The sequence below is a fragment of the Sediminitomix flava genome, from assembly GCF_003149185.1.
In the GTDB taxonomy this organism is placed as follows: Bacteria; Bacteroidota; Bacteroidia; order Cytophagales; family Flammeovirgaceae; genus Sediminitomix; species Sediminitomix flava.
The window spans coordinates 1,406,795-1,427,276 of sequence record NZ_QGDO01000001.1 but is presented as its reverse complement, the minus strand read 5'-3'; the positions used below and the strand labels follow the sequence as shown (position 1 = coordinate 1,427,276).

Here is a 20,482-nt window from a genome sequence, read left to right as displayed (position 1 = left end):
TTTCTTTACAGAAAATATATTTAATAGCTATTCAGAGAATCGGTCAAGGAATGAAGAAAAGCTATGATTTGCTCACTTTCTTGAGTACTCAAACCTAAACTATCAGGAGGTAAAGTTTGATTGGGTAAATCAATTCCAATGCCAGCTCCGCCACCTAGATTGTAAAATTTAATGACGTCATCTAAAGTTTGATAAACACCATTATGCATGTATGGAGCAGTAAGTTTTGCATTTCTCACTGTAGGGGTTTTGAAGGCATGTTTACGCTGCTCTACAGGGAAAATATCAAATCGACCTAAGTCTTTATCAACTTCTGCATTTTCCCATTTTACACTTTGAGGAACACCAATAACTTCAAGCTCTGTGTGGCTAAAGTTTGGAGGAATAGTGCCGTTAAATACTGGAGCGAAATGACATGTCCCACATTTGGCTTTACCCATAAACAAGTTGAAACCAGTAATGGCATCTTGTGATAAATTATTTGCTTGCTTAGAAATGTTTTGGTCAAAAGAAGAGTTGAAGGGCAGCAAACTTCTTTCATAAGTCGCGATAGCATTTCTGACAGTTTTAGCCGTGACTCCTTCCTTATAATTTTGCTTGAATCTGTTCACGTATTCAGATCTCTTCTTTGTGACCTCGACAATGTTTTTGATCTGATTATGAAACTCATCTTTATTTTTTATCACTGCAGATATTTGCTCTTCTAGTCCACCACTCCTGGCATCGTAAAATTGAGCATTTTGGAGTGCTGTATAAAGTACCGTAGGAGCATTTCTTTTTGTATTTCCTCCAGAGTTCGTTTGTGCAAATTGACGACCATCCGTAAATGCTTTATCTACTTGATGACAACTCGCACAACTCATTTTACCATCTTTGGAGAATCTTTTATCATGAAATAAATCTTTACCGAGTGCAATCAGTTCCTTATTGGATTCACTGCTGTATGCAGGTGCAAATTGTTTGACTACAAAAGTATTTGGGGAAAAGAATGAGGTAGTTTTGTAATCAATTTTTTGCTCAAATGGGAATTCGATATTCCAGTCTTCACAAATCAGAACCCAAGTGGCAAGTAAACTATGAATATGATCTCTGATAAAATGATAGCGGTCAAAATCATTGAAATTCTCATAAGAAGTGATCATGTCACTTGCTGCCCTTAATTGCTTATCCCATTGGGACAGAAGTTCTTTTTCTGAAAATAGAACTTCAGATAAGTGCATATAATCTCTGAGCGATTCTAAGGCTTGCTTATTTTCATCTAATGAATTGAGAAGGATTGGGCTATCAAAACCGCTAATACCTAATGAACTGATACGAAGAAGTTCATTTCTACTCAACCAAAGAATGTGATGCTTCTGAAATTTTTGTAAAGGCTGTAGCTTTTTTAGTAAGTCCAAAGAGGTTATCATATTCGTGATTTGCTTCCGAATATCTTTTACTGGTAAATGCTCTTCTACCAATAATTCTTCAATAACTTGATAGCCTTTGGCATTAATAACTTTTTCTGCATTATCATCTTCGTCAATTTTAGGAAGATTGACTTGATTTAGCGCTTGATAAGTACTTGAAGCATAAAAACTTAATACAGGTTCGCACTGCTTGAAGGCTAAGCGAGATTTCTTAAAGTAAAAAATAAGACTATCTCTTTCATTCTGAGTCTGAAGTAGCTCAAGACTTTCTTTACAGTTTTGAATATCTGCTTCAAACTTTATTTGAAATGCTTTTTTTAAGCGATCATCATTTGTTTCGGACTGACAGCCCCAAAACAAAAAAGCAAAGAGACTAAAAATAGCCCCTTTGCTCAACACAAAAAATGTTCTCATTATCTGTCTAAACCTCTAATTACCGTTAGGATACTTCCTTCGTTTCTACTGTCTTCAATACTACCAACACCATCAGGATTAAGGAAATCATCGTTGTACCAAGAGTGTGCTTGTTGGATAAGTAAGAATGTACCTTCTTCGTTTACAACATCAGAGATATCAATCATACCTGTAAGTTCCCATTTACCCCAACGATCGTCAGCCAAAGAATACTGACCTTCAACGGCAGAATTACTTCTGTGGTCAGATTCCAATACTACTTTCAATTCACCTGTATTAAGATTGTACTGATATAAGTATGCGTCATGTTCTTTATTTACATCATCAGCGTAGCCATTAGGGTCTTCTTGAATGTAAGCATAGTTTTCAGTCACAAGAATGTTATCTGGGCTATGGAATGCTTTTGCTTTTCCTGTTAAGTCATCACCGTCCAATTCTACAGAGATTTTAGCTTTCAAAGGATTGCTTTCATCTAGAACCAATTTGTACACACGGCCATATTTAGTACGGTCATCGTTGTATTGGCTACGACCTGTCGCATTGAAATAGACTTCACGGTTATCAGCAGCAGAACCTTTACGGTAATCAATGTCTTCAACACGGTTGAATGCCATTACTTTTTTAGCAATACATTCTTCGTTCAGTGCGTCATATGAATACTCCGATAACTCAACAAATTCAGCATCGAATTCACCACCTTCAGCAATTTCATTTGCAGTGATTGTACCATCACCAACTTTCAAGGCATAAAGTTTTCCACCACTTAAGTCACCAACTTGATCAGACATATACATTGCAAGTTGTCCACCAGCTTCGCCATGACTATCGTCTCCGATGAATACAATCGTTTTACCTGGATAAGCATTTTTTCCAAGAGGAACAGCATTTTCAACCGTCCATTGTCCCATTGCACCAAGAATTACAGATGAGCTAGCATCACTTGCGCTTTTAAAAGGATCAACAGCGAAAACATTTGTATTGCTACCTCCCCATTCGCCACCACTAAGGTAAAGAGGTCCGAAACCGTGTTCAGCAGGAGTAATTAAAGTACCAGAGCACTGAGCTGTATTTGCTGTTGCATTTGAATTCAAAATGTACTCGCCACTGATAGGTTTGAATGTTTCATCAAGAATGATACGAGCGATAGAGTAATCTGCCTCTATATTGTTGATAAGTGTGTAAGTGCCATCTGCATTACGCAATAAACCTGCTCCATCAGCCATGCTTCCGTACACAAAGTCAGGACTTCCTTCTAATTTATCTTCAGAAGATAAAAGAGAGTAAACTTCAAGGTTTTCAAAACCAGACTTTAATTTCAAAAAGTGTGGAGTTGTAGAATGATTTTTTAAATCAATTTTAGTGAAATCAGATTCAGTAGAATCACAAGCGGTGAAAAGCATAGATATGCTTAACAATAAAAAAGTCAGTTTTTTCATGAGTAATTCAAAAAGATGAAATTATCTAGTTATAGTGTCTTTGCCGCAATATTAGGTGTGTAGGGTATAGCAGAAGTGAATCACTAATGAATTGTAAGTGAATGTGTTTGGTGTTATTGTGTGGTTTTTAACAAAACAATAACAATGTGTAGATTGGTTAGAGCTGTTGAGGCATGATAAATGTTTAGTGTCAAAATATAAATCGTCAAGGATTACACTTATAAAAAAGTAGTAAAAAGAGGCGTTGACAATGTGAGAGGACTTATGTTCTGCTGCACAGAAATAAGATGTGTGTATGTTTGGTTAGTTGATGATTGATTGTAAACTATTTATTACACTGTTCACACTAAGGTATTATCGGTAAGTTTTTTATAATTATTGATAGAATTGGTTTCTTGGTACATAAAAGATTCTCCAATTCATAAATCGTTGGATTTCTCCTTTTAGTTTGATGGTTTCACCTACATTCTGAAGAAGAAGTTGGTTTACCTTTTTTCCATTTTCATCTAGAAGTAAATAGTAATCGTATGACCGATTTATATGATTAGACTTTTTGCGTAAAACAGGTGGTATACCTCCGCTAATACATCTGATTGCACAACTTTTATGAATTTTCCCTTCTCCAGGTTTCATCACTCCGAAATAGCATTTGGGGTCTAAAATCTCTCCCGTAGTTTCAAGAATTCCCAAACTCTCTTCTATAGGAGAAGGCGTAAAGCTACTATCTAAAATAGCAATAAAAGATTCTTCATCTTTAGATAGCTCCATCAGCGTCTTTCCATCTCCATAAATAAGTGTGCCTTCTAATTCTACTTTTTTTCCATGTAATGAACCTACTTTTTCTTGGATTTGATTCATTGTACTTTCTGCTCCGAACTTTCCGTAGCCAACCAATAAAATTTCATTTGAAATATGCTGAGGTAAATCTGTCTGATCAGCAATGAGAAATGGAAAAGGTCTATCATAATAAATACCTTTGATTTTAGAGAGCTTCCCCAATTGAAAACTAAAATCTTTTACAGGTTTTTGGAAATAGGCAAATAAGCCTGCTGCTATTACAGAGATAACCCCCGTGGTAATAGTTACTTGTTTTAAGAACTGATATTGTCTTGTCGGCATATTGTCTTGCCAGCCTATGAAAAATTCTTTCGCCATTTATGATGAGGACTTTAGTACTAGTGGTTCAATGTAAGTGCCTTCGGCTTTTGGTTTCGGGTCTATCCAAATTTCATCACCAATCAATTTGAGCTGATAGGTTTTTAACTTTTCTGTAAATGGAGGAGGGGATTGTCCATTTTTAGGATTGTATTGAAAGCCATGCCAAGGGCAAGTGATACAACCATCCACAATTTTACCTTCGCTCAAAGGTCCCATTTGATGTTTGCAAGTATTACTGACGGCAGAGATTTTATTTTCATATTTAAAAATGGCAATGTCTTCTCCTTCTACTAAAGCTTGAATAGCTGAGTTTTCGGGTATGTCTTCTTCTAGTGCTACAAAGTAGAAATTATTTTTCTCATCATCTTTTTTAGAAACTCTGAGGTAACGCATTTCTTTTAATCCTGCCATCAGATGAAATCCAAAAACGTTTAGAAATCCAAAGACAAGAAGTAGCCAGTAGATCGGGTGAGTTTCGTATTGGAATGCGCCTGTAGCGACATGCATGATAATAAGTCCATAAGCCATGTAAATGAGCATGTGCATTAATTTCCAAAATTTTGGTCCTAAGTTTTTTAACCAAAAATCATGACTTGTAGCCGCCATAATAAAGAAAATGCAGAGTGCTATAAAGCCAAGAACTTGGAAGGGAAATTGACTGATAGAGTTGTATTTTTCATTGGACGTGAACACACTTACTAGCGCATTAGTATCGCCTAAGGAATGAAATTGAATGATACAAAATATTCCATGAATAGCTGCAAGTAAAAACATAGAAACCCCCATGTGCCTCCTGTTGTAGAGAAGAGGCAAAAAACGGTCATCTAGCCTAGACAATGGACCAATACATAGAATAAGATGAAGTAAAAAGAATGCAGAGAGAGCTGTAGCTCTAATAATGAGTGTTTCGAGACTAATATGTGTTTGAAATAGAAGCTGAAAACCAACATAGCTACTAATGAAAAGCAGAATGCCTCCCCAAAGTATGCTATCGTATATTTTCTTTTGTCTATTCCATTGAACAGGTACATATTTTACGCTCATATGACACTAAAAAGGATAATGATGGAAATAGTGAGACTAATAAAAATCCAAATTTTGAAATGTAGTTTTCTAAGTATTGGAGTCATTGGATGATGCTGTTAACCATTTTCTTAAAAATAGAATCCAAAAAACAGTCATGGCAGGGAGAAACATCAGTCGAGTACCAAGACTACTTCCTTTGCTGTTTGGATCAACTTTGGTAATTCCCTTCCATAAAAATAAAAAGCTGAAAATCAGCCCTATTAATAAGTAAATGCCAAAGCTCAGTAAAATGGTGTCTACATAGGTTTTCATGATGAATTCTTCCTTTAAAAAAGATAATACTCAAAGGAATAGATAAGGTGCAAATTCTATCTTTTAAGTTGAGGAAACAGAAAAAAAGAATACTAATTCATCTGAGAAAAATAAAAGCTGTTCCTTTGGCAGAAACAGCTTTTAGAAATTCTGAAATATCAAAAACTAATACTCATTGACTAGCTCAATAACAGGAGCTTCTTCGGATATATTTTTATCTTCAGAAATCATGTCTAACACAATTGTTCTGAAAAACTCTTCGGTGTATTTAAAGAAAGCTTCACGTTCGGTTGTAGTGTCTGGCTCTCCTTCTAGTTTGTACTGAATAAAACCATCATTCAGTTTTCGGAAGAAGTAGAATCCCGATTCGATTTTTAACTTACTAACATCAACATGTGGAGGAAGTACTTTTGATAGTTTTGAAGAATTTAAGTTTTTCAACAATAGATATTTATAAGCTAAAAGCTGAATGATTTTGTTCTTTTTCGGATCATCTAACACTTCTTGAATGCCTATTTTCGATTCGAGGTCTTTCTTCGTGAAGTTTCCTGTTTTATAATCTACAACTCTTAGTGCCATGCTTCCGTCATGTTTCCAAACAAGATCAACACGGTCAGCTTGACCCGCCAATTTAATTTTAAGATCAGGCGTAATCAGAATTTCTGAATGATAGAAATCTTCTAGTGCCACAATCTTTACTTTTGAAAACTCTTTGGATTGCTGCGTGAAGAAATCGGCAGTTAACTTTTGTGCAATTTGGAATAAGAGGTAGTTCTTTCCACTTTCCAAAGAGAAATAATTCAGATCTTTTGTTTCTCGGATGGTGCGATCAAGTGCCAATTCGATTTCTCCTTTCTTGAATGCCGTCCATTGTTCTGCATTCATTGTTTTCCCTACAAATGGTTTTAATAGAAGCTCCAATCCTCCATGAAGCAAAGTACCGAATGTACGGAAATCCAATTCCTCTTCTATTTCGTCATCATCTTCTAATTTGATGACTACATCTTCTAAAAATTGAAGCGGGTTTTTGAGGTATTTTTGAATTGATGATGGACTTATCGGTTTTTCAGTCAGTCGTTCTTTGATACGATCGATCAGTGCTTCATCTTTTTTGATTTCTACCAATTCATTTTTGATTTGAGGAAGTGGCATTGCTAAAGATGAATTCTTCACCGAAATCATATCTCTAAATCTTGGCGCTAATTCCTTTTCTATTTGTAATAAGAATCTGCTTTTTTCTCCACCTCCTGTAAGTTCATTGGATGAGTCTGTGTAAATCAGTGTCATTTTCTTCGCTCTGTGCATCAGACGATAGAAGGTGTATGCAAATGACTTGTCGTTATCTTTAAATGTAGGGAGTCCGAAAAGTGATTTTAGGTCAAAAGGAATGATTGATTCAACACTCTTTTTCACAGGTAGCTTCCCTTCGTTGCAAGAAAGTACAATGACGTGATCGAAATCCAGAGAACGACTTTCCAACATACCCATGATCTGAATTGGGGCAATTGGGAAACCTGTAAATGGCATTGTGATATTGTAAAGTGCTTCCAAAAGGAAAATTCGGAAGGTCTTCAGTTGAATATTCTCAGGTGGTAATACTTCATCCAAACGGTTAAGTGTACCGAATAGCTTAAGCAACAGTTCGTTCTCAAAAGCATTTTCACCTTCCAAATCTGCACCAGCTTCTTCGGGTGTACGAGCTTCATTTTTGAAGACTTTAGCCAAACCTTCCGTCATGCGCTTGAGTTGACGAATAGCAGCAGGGTGTTTTTCTTCCCAATCAAAAAATACAGCACGATACAGCGGACTTTGATCTGACCATTCGAGTAGCGTTTCAAATTCTAAGAAAATATGTTTTTCCTGTTGAATTTGCTTTAGTATTCCTTGCGCTATTTCCTTGTCTCTAACATTTCGTTGGAAATATGGATGACGTACAATTCTGACTACATCTCTGAAGTAGGCTTTGGCAACTTTCCCTTCTTCTCTTTTTAGATTTTCTTGAAGGTTAAAAATACTTTCAACCAATTCGTACAAAGGAGTTTGATGGAATGCAAAACCCATCGTGATATTGGTGTTTTTAGCTGCAATATCTTTTTCCTTTGTTCCTTCTAATTCATCGGGTAAAGAATGTAAAAGAGGTTGAAGTAAACTCTCATCGGGCAGAAGAATAGCGGTATGATTGAGTTTGTGTGTAAACTCTTCGAGCCTATTTTCAGAAATCAATCCGTCTAGCTCTTTTTGAAGAAGGTCACCGACAACTTTGGCTTGGGTAGGAATATTGGAAACTTGAATGATTTCTACATCCATTTTGTGCTTTCCGATATGCTCTTGTTTGAAGTCTTCAAGCTGTGGCTGATGTTTTTTGAAATCTTGAAGGAAAAGCCCTGCTTCGTGGTGTGGTTGATCTAAATAATAGGCATCACAATCGAAGTAGGTTTTCGCAATCCCCATATCGACAAGTTTCAGAATCAGTTCTTTTTCAATGGTAGAAGTCTGACTGAAACCAGCAAAAATCACATTTTCAATGCCTTCTTCTTTTACGGCTTCTTCCAAACGATTGAAAGCCGTACGGAAGGCGAGTCCTCCATAACCGATTTTTCTTTCTAAAAGATTCGCACGGAACTCTACATAGGTTTCTCTCAAGCTTTTCCAAAAAGAAAGAAATTCTGTGAGAGGTTGATGTTTTTGTTTGATCTCGTCATGATCTTTATCTAGGTTTTCAGCCCAACGATCAATGGCTTTGGCATCTTCCAAATATTCGAACATCTCTACCGCTTTTTCTTCGGTGAGGTTGTTGTCTATCATATTGAACTCACGAAGGATCGCACTTCCTAGCGGAGCGAATTTATCCAAAGTGATTTCTTCATGATGTTTGAGGAAGGTTTTATATAAATCGAAAAGTAAAGTAATGCTGTCAGGTATCTGAAGGTGAGCTAAAATTCTTGCAAAGCCTTCCATCGAGACAATAACAGGAGCTATCAGTACTTGCCCTTCATTCATCATTTCACCTAAATAATGTTTGAAGTATACACAAGCCCTTTTTGAGGGAAGTACAATGTGAAGTCTACTAATCTTGTTTCCGTGTTCTTCGTAAAGTTTTTTAGCTACTGATTCTAAAAATGCTTCCATGCTTTTCGATTTTAAATCCAGAAACAAAGATAAAAAGCCTTTCTGGTTTAATTAGAAAATCTAAAAATGAACTCTAATTAAAGCTTATTTGACTTCATTTTTTATCAAAAAGAGTTAGCCTTCATTTAAGTCAAGGGAACAGTTATGATCTTTCTCAAAGATTTTAAAAAAACCTAAAATGGTGATTGAACTCCATAAAATCATGTCAAATACTAATCTATATTTGGATGATGTAAATAACCATTGAACTAGTGTTTTATTAAACTGGATAATAGAAAAAAGTTGAATACAAGCAGCAAATAGGATAAATAGTGATAAGTTTCTATTTTTTACCATACACAATGTATTATTGACTTGTTGGGGTAATAAGTAAAGAATAAAAATGAAGGAATGAATACTGAAGGAAATATTAAGAAGAAGAGTATTTAATAGGTGAAAAATAGAGGCTATTATTAGCCAAAGTTGCCATAACTTTTTTTTCCCACTTAATAATAAAAGGAAAGGGATCAGTTCAAATAAAATAGCAGTGTAATCAATGATTTCTAATAGAAAGGTTGGAAACATAAAAACACTATTAGCCAATAAGTGAGTTCTATTTGAATTGAAGTATCCAGGGTAAAACCAATGTAAAAAGCCGCTTGTGTTTAGGTCTAGGTCAAACCAGTTTAAAAGCTTCGGAAAGCCTGCTGTAAACATACCAAAACTTATAAATATAGCCAATAATGTTTCTCCTGAAATAGGCAACACTGTATTTTTTGAAGTTTCTATACCCCATTTATCTATTGATAAACAAAGAAAAGTCAGAGGAAGAATGATAATATGATCAATTTTTCCAAAACTAAATTGTAAACCATACAATAAGATAAGACTTAGAGCATGGGTAATACCAGAGATCCTACTATGTATGTTTAGACCTAATAGAACTAATGATATAAGTGTAATTAGGTGTAATATAAATAATACTGAATAGTTTGGAAATCCTTTTAAGATACTAGTAAAAGATAATTCAGGAGGAGAAAATAATTTGTCAGGTAAATCGGCAAGCCATAGAACATTCGGAAAAAATAGTATTAGAGATATAATTACTACTAATTTACGATATGTCCTCAATGATTTAGTATCGACTTTAGCTGCAGAAGAAAATTGGTGTAATAAGAGGTTATTGATATTTAAAAGTAACTGAATCATTGAAATAGAAAGTTTTAATACTTAAAATTTTGGAGCTAGAAGTAGTTTCATCATTTAATAAACGTGTATTTTGATTATAGAAGACTTTTAGGCTATCTATTTCTAGCCCTATATTTTTCAAATACCATTTCTTTAAATGAAAGTCGTCGAAATAATATCTTTTGTTTGATTTTTTAGATGTCTTGTTTTTTAAAGCTGTAGCACCAAGATTTTTTTTAAGTATATAACTATAGTAATGATTGGGTATTGGTTGAAGTAGTTTATTTAACGTTATTTTGAATCGTTTTCTATTGTAATAAGCAAAACATTCATATTCAATGTTTTTTAAGGTATTTGAGTCTAACCTTCGTTTTCCGTGCCCACTAGGTAATATGACTGCAGGAAAAGGTTCTTTATAAAAAAGTCTGAGTCCAAAGGGAATTAGAAGAAATAACCCCAATGTAATAGTGAAAAAAAGTTTATACATGTGATTTTTTTGGTATTCCTAATCATTCTAAAATGAATATCAAATATAAAAAAGCTTTAAAGTAAAGTAGTTATGATATATACTTATTTCTCAAGTTAAAATAAGATATATTTGTGGGTGAATAGAATTTCTATGAAAAATGGAAGAAAACAAGAAACAGCATCAATCCAATGATCCGCTTCATGGGGTGAAATTGGCTGATATATTAGAAGAGTTGGTGGCGTATTATGGTTGGGAAGAATTAGGGCAACGCATCAAAATTAATTGCTTTAACAGTAATCCAACTACAAAATCAAGTTTGAAATTTCTGAGAAGAACGCCTTGGGCTAGAGAAAAGGTAGAACAGCTTTACCTCAGAATGCTGAAAGATTTTAAATAGAAAAAGCCTTTCCAACTAGGTCGGAAAGGCAAACATTTCTTTTGGAAACGAAATGCAGTGTTAATTGCAATTTATAGAACTCCTTTTGTGCTCGGGATTTCGTTGTTATTGACATCACGTTTGATTGCCATCTTGATTGCTCTTGCAAATCCTTTAAAAATAGATTCAATCATATGATGTTCGTTATCGCCTTCTACTTTGATATTCAAATTTGCTTTTGAAGTATCAGAGAAAGATTTGAAGAAGTGCATAAACATTTCAGTTGGCATACCACCTACTCGCTCTCTATTGAACGGCGCATTCCATACTAACCAGGGTCTTCCTGAGAAATCTAATGCAACTTGAGCGAGCGTTTCGTCCATTGCTAAAAGATAGAATCCATATCTTTCGATTCCTCTTTTATCGCCAAGTGCATTGTAGAATGCTTCGCCAAGTGCAAGTGCAGTATCTTCGATTGTATGATGTTCGTCAATATACAAATCACCATTAACCTTTATCGAAAGATCAATCCCTGCATGTTTTTTTACTTGCTCAAGCATGTGGTCAAAGAAACCAATTCCTGTCTGAATTTCGCCTTTTCCATTTCCATCAAGATCAAGATGAATCGCGATATCTGTTTCGTAAGTCTTTCTATGGATATGAGCTGTACGGCTTTGTCCTTTTAGGTAGTAAAAGATTTCTTCCCAATCATCACTCACTAAAGTAGCATCGTCAAATGCTTCAGTGTGGAAATAAATAGATTTAGAACCTAAATTTTGAGCAAGCTCTACATCGGTCTTTCTATCTCCAATTACGAAAGAGTTTTCAAGATCATATTTTTCCGAATCGAAATAAGCAGTTAGCATACCTGTTCTTGGTTTGCGAGTATCCGCTTTTTCTTCCTCAAAAGTACGATCGATGTGCTGTGCTTTAAAAGTCACGCCTTCTCCCTCAAACGTTTTTAGCATTTTGTCATGGGCAGGCCAGAAAGTTGATTCAGGGTACGAGTCTGTACCTAAACCATCTTGGTTGGTAACCATGACAACTTCATAATCGAGTTCGTTTGTAATTTTTCCTAACCACGTAAGCACCTTCGGAATGAATTCAAGTTTTTCTAAAGAATCAACTTGATAATCGGTTGGTGGCTCTACGATTAGGGTTCCATCTCTGTCGATGAAAAGTACTTTTTTACGCATAGCAACAAAAAAGATTGATTTTAAAAATGTTTGTTAAATATACCGTTTATCTGAAAAATAGTTTGCAAAATAGACTTTCACAGCTCAAAATTTAAATATTTCTGTAGAATATCGCTGATTCCTATTTATATTGCGGAATATGAGGCTATAAGAAAATTTCTTATGGCCTCGTTTTTTAATGTTGTGTGATTGCAAAAGGATTATAGCATGGATTTGAATAATCTTCGAGAGAAAATAGATAAGCTAGACGATGATATTTTAGAGCTTTTGAATGCTCGTATGGAAGTGGTGAAGAATGTGGGCGAGCTAAAAAAGCATGAAAAGTCTATCATTTACAGACCAGAAAGAGAAAAAGCGATTATCGATCGTCTGTCAACGAAAAGTCAGGATGAAAACGGAACACTAAATCGTGATGCTATTTCGGCACTTTTCCAAGAAGTATTTGCCGTAAGTAGAAATATTGAATTACCAGAGAAAATAGCATTCTTGGGGCCAGAAGGAAGTTTTACACATCAAGCTGCCGAAAGCCGTTTTGGAGCAATGAGTGAATATGTTTCTTTGCGTACCATCAAATCTGTATTTGATAATGTAGAAACAGGACGTGTTCGTTTTGGGGTAGTGCCTATCGAAAATAACCAAGAAGGTTCTGTGGCAGAAACAATCGATATGCTTTGTGAGCGTAATGTGAAGATTGTAGCTGAAATTCCGATGGCTATTCATTTTGCCTTAGCTGGTCTTGACAATGACCTCAAAAAGATTGATACGATCTATTCAAAAGATATAGCATTCAGACAGTGTCGTAATTTCTTGGAAGATTACTTCGGTGAAGATACAGATGTGAAATTTGTAGAGGTAGCTTCTACTTCCAAAGCGGCTAGACTAGCTACAGAAAATCCGAACTCGGCAGCTATTTGTTCAGACATTGCAGCTAAGCTTCACGGACTTCCTGTATTGTACGATAATATTGAAGATAGTCAGAGTAATACAACTCGTTTCTTGATTTTGGCGAAAGATATCTTGAACCAAAAAGGAGAAGAAGACAAAACAACAATATTGGCAAAAACACCTCATACGCCAGGTGCTTTGGTTGATTTCTTACAAGAGTTTAGAGAAAAAGGAATTAACCTAACTAAAATTGAAAGTCGTCCTGCGCGAGTGAAAGATAGTTTCCAGTATTGGTTCCTCATTGATTTTGATGGACATTACAAAGATCCGAATGTTCAAGAAATTTTGATGAAGTACAGCTATACTGTAACCTTCTTGGGTAGCTACGTAAAACTTTGCTAGTTTTTCATGAAGATTTAACATTCTTCTAGAAGTAACTAAATCATCTGATTTCTGACAGATGTAATGGTATCGAGGTGTAGGTGAAGGCATTACTTCAGGAATATTTTTAACTTCCTAGTTTCTGAATGCAGAATAAATATGATAATATGTCGTTATAAATCTGATGTTATCGAATTGCATTCAAGAATGAATGTATTATGCTGCAAATGACTTTATGATGAAATCAATGAAACAACTGATAATTCCAGTACTATTACTTTTATGTTCTACTGGTATTTCAAAGCCTTTGCCGAAGGCTGTCAAAAGCTTGGCAGGTTTTCAGATTGTTCTAGGAGGAGGACGGTTTGACGAAGGTAATGCAATTGTAGAAGCACACGACGGAGGGTATATAGTTGCAGGACGTTCAGTGGGAGTGTCTGGAAATACAGATTTAAGCCTTTGGAAAATTTCTAGTACAGGAACACAAGAGTGGAAGTATACTTTTGGCGGTAGAGAAACTGAAGAAGTTGCCGAAATGATCCAGTCAAATGATGGCGGATATGTGATCGTAGGTAGTTCAGATTCTTATGGTTCTGGAAGAGATATCAAAGATATTTGGGCGATCAAAGTAGATAAGAACGGAAAACAAGTATGGACACATACTTACGGTTCTGCTACGAGTATCGACGAAGGAAAAGCGATTATCCCAGCGCATGATGGCGGATATGTGATCATGGGTACTACTTATAACCTTGGAGGGGAGTCAAACCCAAGTGATGTTTACGTAACTAAGATTGACGAAAGTGGCGTAAAACAGTGGGAGAAGAAATATGGTGGTGACAGTAACGAAGATGGTGCTGCAATGGTGAAAACCGAAACAGGCTATGCTATGGTTGTTAACACTGAATCCATGGGACAAGGGAAATGGGATATTTGGATGTTCCATACCGACAAAGAGGGGAATAAGCAGTGGGAAATGACCTACGGAGGTGGAGATAATGAGATGGCAAATGACGTAATCCAAACAGAGGATAGCGGATTTATTCTTGTTGGATACACTTATTCTTTTGCAGAGGGTAGTCACGATGCTTGGGTTGTGAAAACAAACAATACAGGACAACAGGAGTGGGCTAAAAACTTTGGAGGTTTGAGTACAGATGAATTCTTCACTGTTACAAAAACTAAAGATGGAAACTTTGCAGCTGTTGGCTACACTGAAGATTGGAAGTCTGACGAATATGGAGACAACCTTAGTGTAGAAGGTCATAATGTATACCTTGTGAAATTTGATAAATCTGGAAGTAAAATCTGGGAAAGATCAATCGGAGGTATCGATGAGCAAAGAGGCGTTGATATGATTGAAGTGCAAGACGGAAGTTTTGTGGTCGTTGGATTTACTCGCCCAAGTGGTAGAGATAAAGTAATGATTTTAGTTTCCCAATTAGATATACAAGGGCAGTAGTGTCTTTGAAACTTTTAGGATTGAAGTATTCTTTTTGACTACTTCAATCCTTTTCTTTTCCTATATTTATTAGAACTAGACGCTTTTTGGTCTACAAACTATTTCCAAACAAATTTTTAAGGTGGGTAGAAGTGCGATCATACTAAAGTTTTTTTTAAAGCTATCTTTATTTCTAGGACTAAGTTTTTATCATCTGACTTTATTAGCTCAGACTGATGAAGCACAGCTTACCCAAAAAGCAGATAGTTTATACATTGCAAAGCAATTTGATACTGCTTTACCTTTATTTTTAGAAATCGATACACGTATATTGAATGACCCATTTCTAAAATTTAAGATCGCAGATTGTTACCGTTACTCTCCATTTCATTCTTATAAAGCCTTACCTTATCTAGAATATGCCTCAAAATATAAGAATCAAGAAACACCTAATACGGTCTATTATTTCTTAGCTCAAGCATATCATCAAGAAGAACGATTTTTAGAGGCTATAAATACTTTCAATGAATATTTAGAATACGAACAAGGCTTATCTGAAGAAGAAGAACTTCAAATCAAGAAAGAAATTGCACAATGCGAAATTGGACTGAAAGCAGTAAGCTCTTCAAATGAAGATGTATCTGTTCAGCCCATGGAAGTACCAATCAATTCATCATACAACGAAGTAGGTGCATTGATTTCTGCAAATGAACAATACTTGGTATTTTCTACAGGTAGGCAAAAGGATAGTTACAATTTTGTCTTTGGAGATGATTACGATTTTATCCCATCAGAATTAGAAAGCGTTTCTTCAGATATCTACATTTCCTATCGTAAAGGACTCAATTGGGGACATTCTTATTTATTGTCCGAATTTCCAGATACAGATGTTCAACCTTTATATCTTTCTCAAAATGGTTCTTATATGCTCCTGAATTTGTCTAACCGAAAGACAGGAGAGTCGGGTATTTATGAGACCAGAGTTAAGAAAAGCCGATGGACAAAACCTAAGAAGCTTCCATCTCCAATAAATTCTAATTTCTATGAAAAAGGAGCTTATCTAGCTTCGAATGGAAATGTGATTTATTTTTCATCGAATAGACCTGGAGGTTATGGTGGTTTTGATATTTACAGATCAGAAAAAGATGGTAAAGGCTGGTCAGAGCCAGTCTTGCTTGGTAAAGAAATAAATACAGAAGCAGACGAAATTTTCCCATTTGTTTCCCCAGGTAACTCTTCAATTTATTTTAGTTCTAACGGAGAAGGTTCGATGGGAGGATTTGATGTTTTTGTGAGTGCCAAGGATGAAAATAAAGCTTGGAAGCCGAGAGTGAATATGGGCTATCCAATCAATAGTAGTTTAGATGATATTGCTTACGTTGAATCTCCGAGTAGGAATTATGCTTACCTTAGTTCCAATCGTAGAATAAAAAATTCAACAGGCCAATATGATATTATCAGTATTTTTAGACCCAAAAAGAAGATACAAAGAACCCTACTTACAGGTACTATAGTTGCAAGAAAGGCAGGGCGATTAATGCCTTTGAACATCAAGGTTACAGATCAGCAAAATCAGCTAATAGAAAAGTACGTTTATAATCCGGATACGGAAACAGGGCGTTTCTTCATGATTTTATCTCCTGGGAAAAATTATAATTTGGATATTTTCCATGAAGGAAAAGAAATCTATAAGCTACAAGTAAGTATTCCTGAAGGCACGTATAATTATGAGCTAAACCAAGATTTACTTATCAAACCATTATTTATTGAAAATCAGTTAATCGGTGAAAAAGTAACAGCAGTAACGTCATCTTTTAAAGTCGTGAAGATGAATGAAGTCGAAAAAAATAGCGCTGTTGATACCCGCTACGATGCTTTGATGTTATTGATGGAAATGATTGTTGATCGAACTGATAAAGATGGTTTTACAACCTTGAATGAATTTGATCAATTAATGGAGGTGGAAGTTAAACCTGTCCTACCAAATGCAGTTGATGACTATTTCACACCACTGATTGAAATGATTGATGAAGCCTTTTTGGAAGGAGACCCCGAGATGCTAATGGCACTTGAAGGTTTGAAGGGTGACAATGGTAAAAGAGTTTTATACAATACAGAAGAGATTGACCTAGAAAAAGGGAAAAGTTATATTTTTGAGAAAAAAATAACATTTTCTGACGAAAAGCAATTTAGTAAAGGAGTTGAAAATTTATTGCTGACCATAACCACCTTGATGAAGGAAGAGAAGAATCTTAGGTTAGAAATAGCAAAAGAAGCTGATGAGGAATTAGCACATCAAATTATAGATTTCCTATCATCTAATGGGATTTATAATTGGAGATGTGACTTCTTGAAAAATGGAGAGCAAATGAAAAACGGATTTTCAGAATTGCCTCAGCAATCAGTAGTATTGAAATTATACCGACCATTGTCAAATTAATATGCTAAATCACAGTAGATCTATAAAGCACTTTTTCAGTAAAACATCAAGACTTTGGCTCATGGTGTTTGTGACTGTGTGTTGTATACATTCTACAGATGTAAAAGCACAAAATTCTGAATACGAAATTAAAGCAACGCTTCTATATTTTTTTGGGAAATACTCGCATTGGCCACCAAAGGTTTTTGATGAAGACCAAAAAATAGTACTAGGCATTTTGGGTGACGATCCTTTTGGTACAACAATCGATCGGATTCTACACAATCGTCCTGCCAATGGAAGGTACTTTGAAGTTCGACGCGGCACAGATATTAAAGAACTTAGAGGTGCCCATATTTTGTATATGAGCAATCTGAGTAAATCTGAAGCGTCTGAAGTTTTAGATGAAATCAATTCAAAGAAAAATGCGTCAGTACTGACCGTAGGTGATAACATAGATGGATTTTGTGAAATAGGTGGGATTCTGAATTTCACTACTGGCGCGAATGGTAACAAGTATTACTTTGTCATCAACACCTTATCATCCAATAAAGTAGGTATTTACTTTGATAATAAGATGTTGAATATGGCTACTGAAATTATCTCATATGATCCTTACCAGTAGGTTTAAACGATCTTCTCTTCAATGGAAAATCGTTTCTTTGATCATGACGATCACCACGATCACACTGTCTCTATCATTTATCATTTTTATTGTCACCGATTATTTGAACTATCGAAAAACATTGGAGTCTGATGTTCAGAAAATAGCAGAAATTATCAGTGAAAATAATTTGATAGCGGTTGAAGCAAATCAGAATTTGTCTGTCCAAAATGACCTCTACAATTTTTTATATTCAAGTTATGAGCATATTCATTATGTGAGTGTGTTCAAGCGCCCAGATGAGATTTTCGCATTTTATAATGCAGATTTTTTAAGAGAAACGAGTGACAGTACGAAAAGAAAATCACCATTTGTTTCAGATAAGCTAAGGCAGATTGATGAAAGTAATTATATCCCTCCATTTCAAGAAAGCTTAGTAGATTTTGGACTAACTCAAAACTACTTAGATGTGTATTATACCACTTATGATGAAGGTGGTTCTCGCTTGAATACGGTTTTTATACGTTCAGATCTTGAGCATTTTTACGAGCGTTATATCAACTATTTTGGGGTGGTTCTAATCATTTTCCTTATCGCAATGGCTGTTGCATATTCTCTCGCTCAGAGTATGCAAAAATTGGTTTCTTCACCAGTTTTAACGCTTGTACAAGCGACCAAAGATATTTCATTAAATAAAGATTATTCCATAAGACTTAAGGCTCGATCAAATGATGAAGTAGGGATTTTGGTACAAAGTTTCAATGAAATGCTTTTTGAAATTCAACGCCAAAATGAAAGTTTGGTGAGTGCAAAAGAAGAAGCGGAAATGTCTGCAAAAGCTAAACAGGAGTTTTTAGCAAATATGAGTCATGAAGTCCGTACACCGATGAATGGGATTATCGGAATGTCGGAATTGTTGGCAGAAACTTCATTGGAAGAGGAACAAAGAAAGTATTTAGATATCATTAAAAATTCTTCCAAACACCTTTTAGTCATTATTAATGACATTCTTGATGTATCTAAAATAGAGTCAGGAAAGTTGACTTTTGAAGTTGGGGAGATTATTCTAAAAGATGTATTTAATAACCTTTTGGCATCTTTTGAAAGTAAAATTGAGGAGAAAAAACTTAAAGTAGTTCTAGATGTAGCTTCAGATGTGCCTCAAATTATAAAAGGAGATTTGGTCCGCTTCAAACAGATTTTACTGAACTTATTCTCCAATGCAATCAAGTTTACAGCTACAGGAGGGGTGACGATTCGAGTTCAAAATATTGAAGAAAGCAATACTTCTTACCTGCTCAAGTTTGATGTTATCGATACTGGAATAGGGATTGAAAGAGAAAAACTACAAGAAATATTCGGAGCTTTTAATCAAGCATCTTCTGACACGACTAGGAAATACGGAGGTACAGGACTTGGTTTGGCGATTTCTAGAAAGTTAGTGGAGCTTCAAGGAGGAGAAATGAATGTACACAGTACTTTAGGACTCGGCAGTACGTTTTCATTTTCACTGAAATTTGGGAAAACTTCAAAAATGCTTGAGGTCAAGGCGGAAAATCCAATAGCACCAGCATTACCTATTGAACAAAAGATTTCTGATCATCATCATATTTTGTTGGCTGAAGACAATGAAGTGAATCAAATGTTGGTTGTGACTTTATTAGAACAGTGGGGGTATAAAGTCGAAATCTCAGAAAATGGTCAACAGGTTATCGATAAAATGAAGGAAAAGCCTTTTGATTTAATCTTGATGGATGTTCATATGCCTGAAGTAGATGGCTATGATGCCAGTAGGTTTATCAGAGATCAAATGCCTGATCCAATCAATAAAATCCCGATTATAGCTATGACGGCATCGGCCTTAAAAGGTGAAGCAGAACGTTGTTTTAGTGTGGGAATGGATGATTATATATCTAAACCCTTTGACAAAAATGTTTTAAAAGAGAAACTGAACGACTATTTGAAAGCTTAGTTAGAAAATGCCAAAGTTGAAAGATTTTTTCCTTGCATTTTTTTTAGTTGTTCAATGTGTTTTTCAGTCTGCTTTTCAATTTTATTATAAACCTCAATTAACTTCTCATCATCAGCTAGAGGTTTGATGTCCGAAAGGTCATAAAGAAGCATTTGTTCGGCTTCAAGAAGAACATTAATTGCTTCTTTTGTGCTCTTAGCTCCTTTTGCTGAAAGTTCGTGATACTTCTTTTTGAGTCCAACATTTCGATATAATCCTCTTGAAGGTCGAATAGACTGAGGGTCATTTTTACTCTCACCCAGATACCTCAATAAAATATTAAGAATCCTATGCTTATTCTTAGCCATTTTTTGAAATCTTCTGATATCCCATTGCTCTAAAAGTCCATTATAGAGGTCTCTTGTAAGTTTCACTTCTTCACAAATCAGTTTGGTTGTTTGATTGGAATCATCCTCTGGAGTAGCTGTAGAGGCTGTACCATTGAGGTGAAATAAGCACAAGAAAATGATGAATAATTGAGCAAATAGGTGTTTCATTCTTCTTCGAAGGATAGTGATGGACTTATCAATGTGAAAGTATAAATAAAATTAGATTCTGCAACATTTTACTAAAGAAACACGTCAGAATCTACAATCTGCTTAACTAGAGGCTTAATATAACTTAATGCTTTAAGAAAGCGATATACTGA

15 protein-coding genes are annotated in these 20,482 nt (G+C 35.3%); 6 read left to right on the top strand and 9 right to left on the bottom strand.

Going from position 1 to position 20,482, the window contains the following annotated elements; all coding sequences use genetic code 11:
- Window positions 1-20: 20 nt before the first annotated feature.
- The 7 genes from BC781_RS05400 to BC781_RS05370 form a co-directional block, all read right to left on the bottom strand.
- Window positions 21-1,823, bottom strand: a complete 1,803-nt coding sequence (locus tag BC781_RS05400) for a cytochrome-c peroxidase (protein WP_109616199.1) — start codon at window positions 1,821-1,823, stop codon at window positions 21-23.
- The gene (locus tag BC781_RS05395; protein ID WP_109616198.1) at window positions 1,823-3,259 is read right to left on the bottom strand and encodes a phosphatase; all 1,437 of its coding nucleotides are present in this window, start codon (window positions 3,257-3,259) and stop codon (window positions 1,823-1,825) included. Before BC781_RS05395 ends, BC781_RS05400 begins: the two co-directional genes overlap by 1 nt.
- Window positions 3,260-3,634: 375 nt before the next feature.
- A complete protein-coding gene (locus tag BC781_RS05390) occupies window positions 3,635-4,414 on the bottom strand; it encodes a hypothetical protein (protein ID WP_109616197.1) in 780 nt (259 codons plus the stop codon).
- A complete protein-coding gene (locus BC781_RS05385) occupies window positions 4,415-5,461 on the bottom strand; it encodes a Rieske 2Fe-2S domain-containing protein (protein ID WP_109616196.1) in 1,047 nt (348 codons plus the stop codon). It lies immediately after the preceding gene.
- A gap of 69 nt (window positions 5,462-5,530) precedes the next feature.
- A complete protein-coding gene (locus BC781_RS05380) occupies window positions 5,531-5,755 on the bottom strand; it encodes a hypothetical protein (RefSeq protein WP_109616195.1) in 225 nt (74 codons plus the stop codon).
- Window positions 5,756-5,920: 165 nt separating this feature from the next.
- On the bottom strand, window positions 5,921-8,884 hold the full coding sequence (locus BC781_RS05375) for a PD-(D/E)XK nuclease family protein (protein ID WP_109616194.1): 2,964 nt from the start codon (window positions 8,882-8,884) through the stop codon (window positions 5,921-5,923).
- A 114-nt stretch (window positions 8,885-8,998) separates the two neighbouring features.
- On the bottom strand, window positions 8,999-10,072 hold the full coding sequence (locus tag BC781_RS05370) for a hypothetical protein (RefSeq protein WP_109616193.1): 1,074 nt from the start codon (window positions 10,070-10,072) through the stop codon (window positions 8,999-9,001).
- Window positions 10,073-10,677: 605 nt separating this feature from the next.
- Between BC781_RS05370 and BC781_RS05360 the strand changes: the two genes are divergently transcribed.
- On the top strand, window positions 10,678-10,917 hold the full coding sequence (locus BC781_RS05360; protein ID WP_109616191.1) for a VF530 family protein: 240 nt from the start codon (window positions 10,678-10,680) through the stop codon (window positions 10,915-10,917).
- 71 nt (window positions 10,918-10,988) lie between these two features.
- On the opposite strand, the gene hisB is transcribed toward BC781_RS05360, so the two are convergent.
- Complete coding sequence (gene hisB / locus BC781_RS05355; RefSeq protein WP_109616190.1) at window positions 10,989-12,092, bottom strand: bifunctional histidinol-phosphatase/imidazoleglycerol-phosphate dehydratase HisB; 1,104 nt, start codon at window positions 12,090-12,092, stop codon at window positions 10,989-10,991.
- 207 nt (window positions 12,093-12,299) lie between these two features.
- Here hisB and pheA point away from each other — a divergent pair, with 207 nt between their 5' ends.
- From pheA to BC781_RS05330, 5 genes are all read left to right on the top strand, one after another.
- Window positions 12,300-13,379, top strand: coding sequence for a prephenate dehydratase (gene pheA, locus BC781_RS05350; RefSeq protein WP_109616189.1), 1,080 nt, complete (start codon window positions 12,300-12,302; stop codon window positions 13,377-13,379).
- A gap of 226 nt (window positions 13,380-13,605) precedes the next feature.
- Window positions 13,606-14,820, top strand: a complete 1,215-nt coding sequence (locus tag BC781_RS05345; protein ID WP_146201627.1) for a hypothetical protein — start codon at window positions 13,606-13,608, stop codon at window positions 14,818-14,820.
- A gap of 121 nt (window positions 14,821-14,941) precedes the next feature.
- Window positions 14,942-17,239, top strand: coding sequence for a PD40 domain-containing protein (locus BC781_RS05340; protein WP_109616187.1), 2,298 nt, complete (start codon window positions 14,942-14,944; stop codon window positions 17,237-17,239).
- Window positions 17,240-17,300: 61 nt separating this feature from the next.
- Entirely contained in the window at window positions 17,301-17,843 is a 543-nt protein-coding gene (locus BC781_RS05335) for a YfiR family protein (RefSeq protein ID WP_158281401.1), read from the top strand.
- Window positions 17,844-17,886: 43 nt separating this feature from the next.
- Entirely contained in the window at window positions 17,887-19,794 is a 1,908-nt protein-coding gene (locus BC781_RS05330) for a response regulator (protein ID WP_158281400.1), read from the top strand.
- Here the strand turns inward: BC781_RS05330 and BC781_RS05325 are convergent.
- Entirely contained in the window at window positions 19,791-20,330 is a 540-nt protein-coding gene (locus BC781_RS05325) for a DUF2202 domain-containing protein (RefSeq protein WP_109616184.1), read from the bottom strand. The two genes, BC781_RS05330 and BC781_RS05325, sit on opposite strands and share 4 nt — an antisense overlap.
- Window positions 20,331-20,482: the final 152 nt, after the last annotated feature.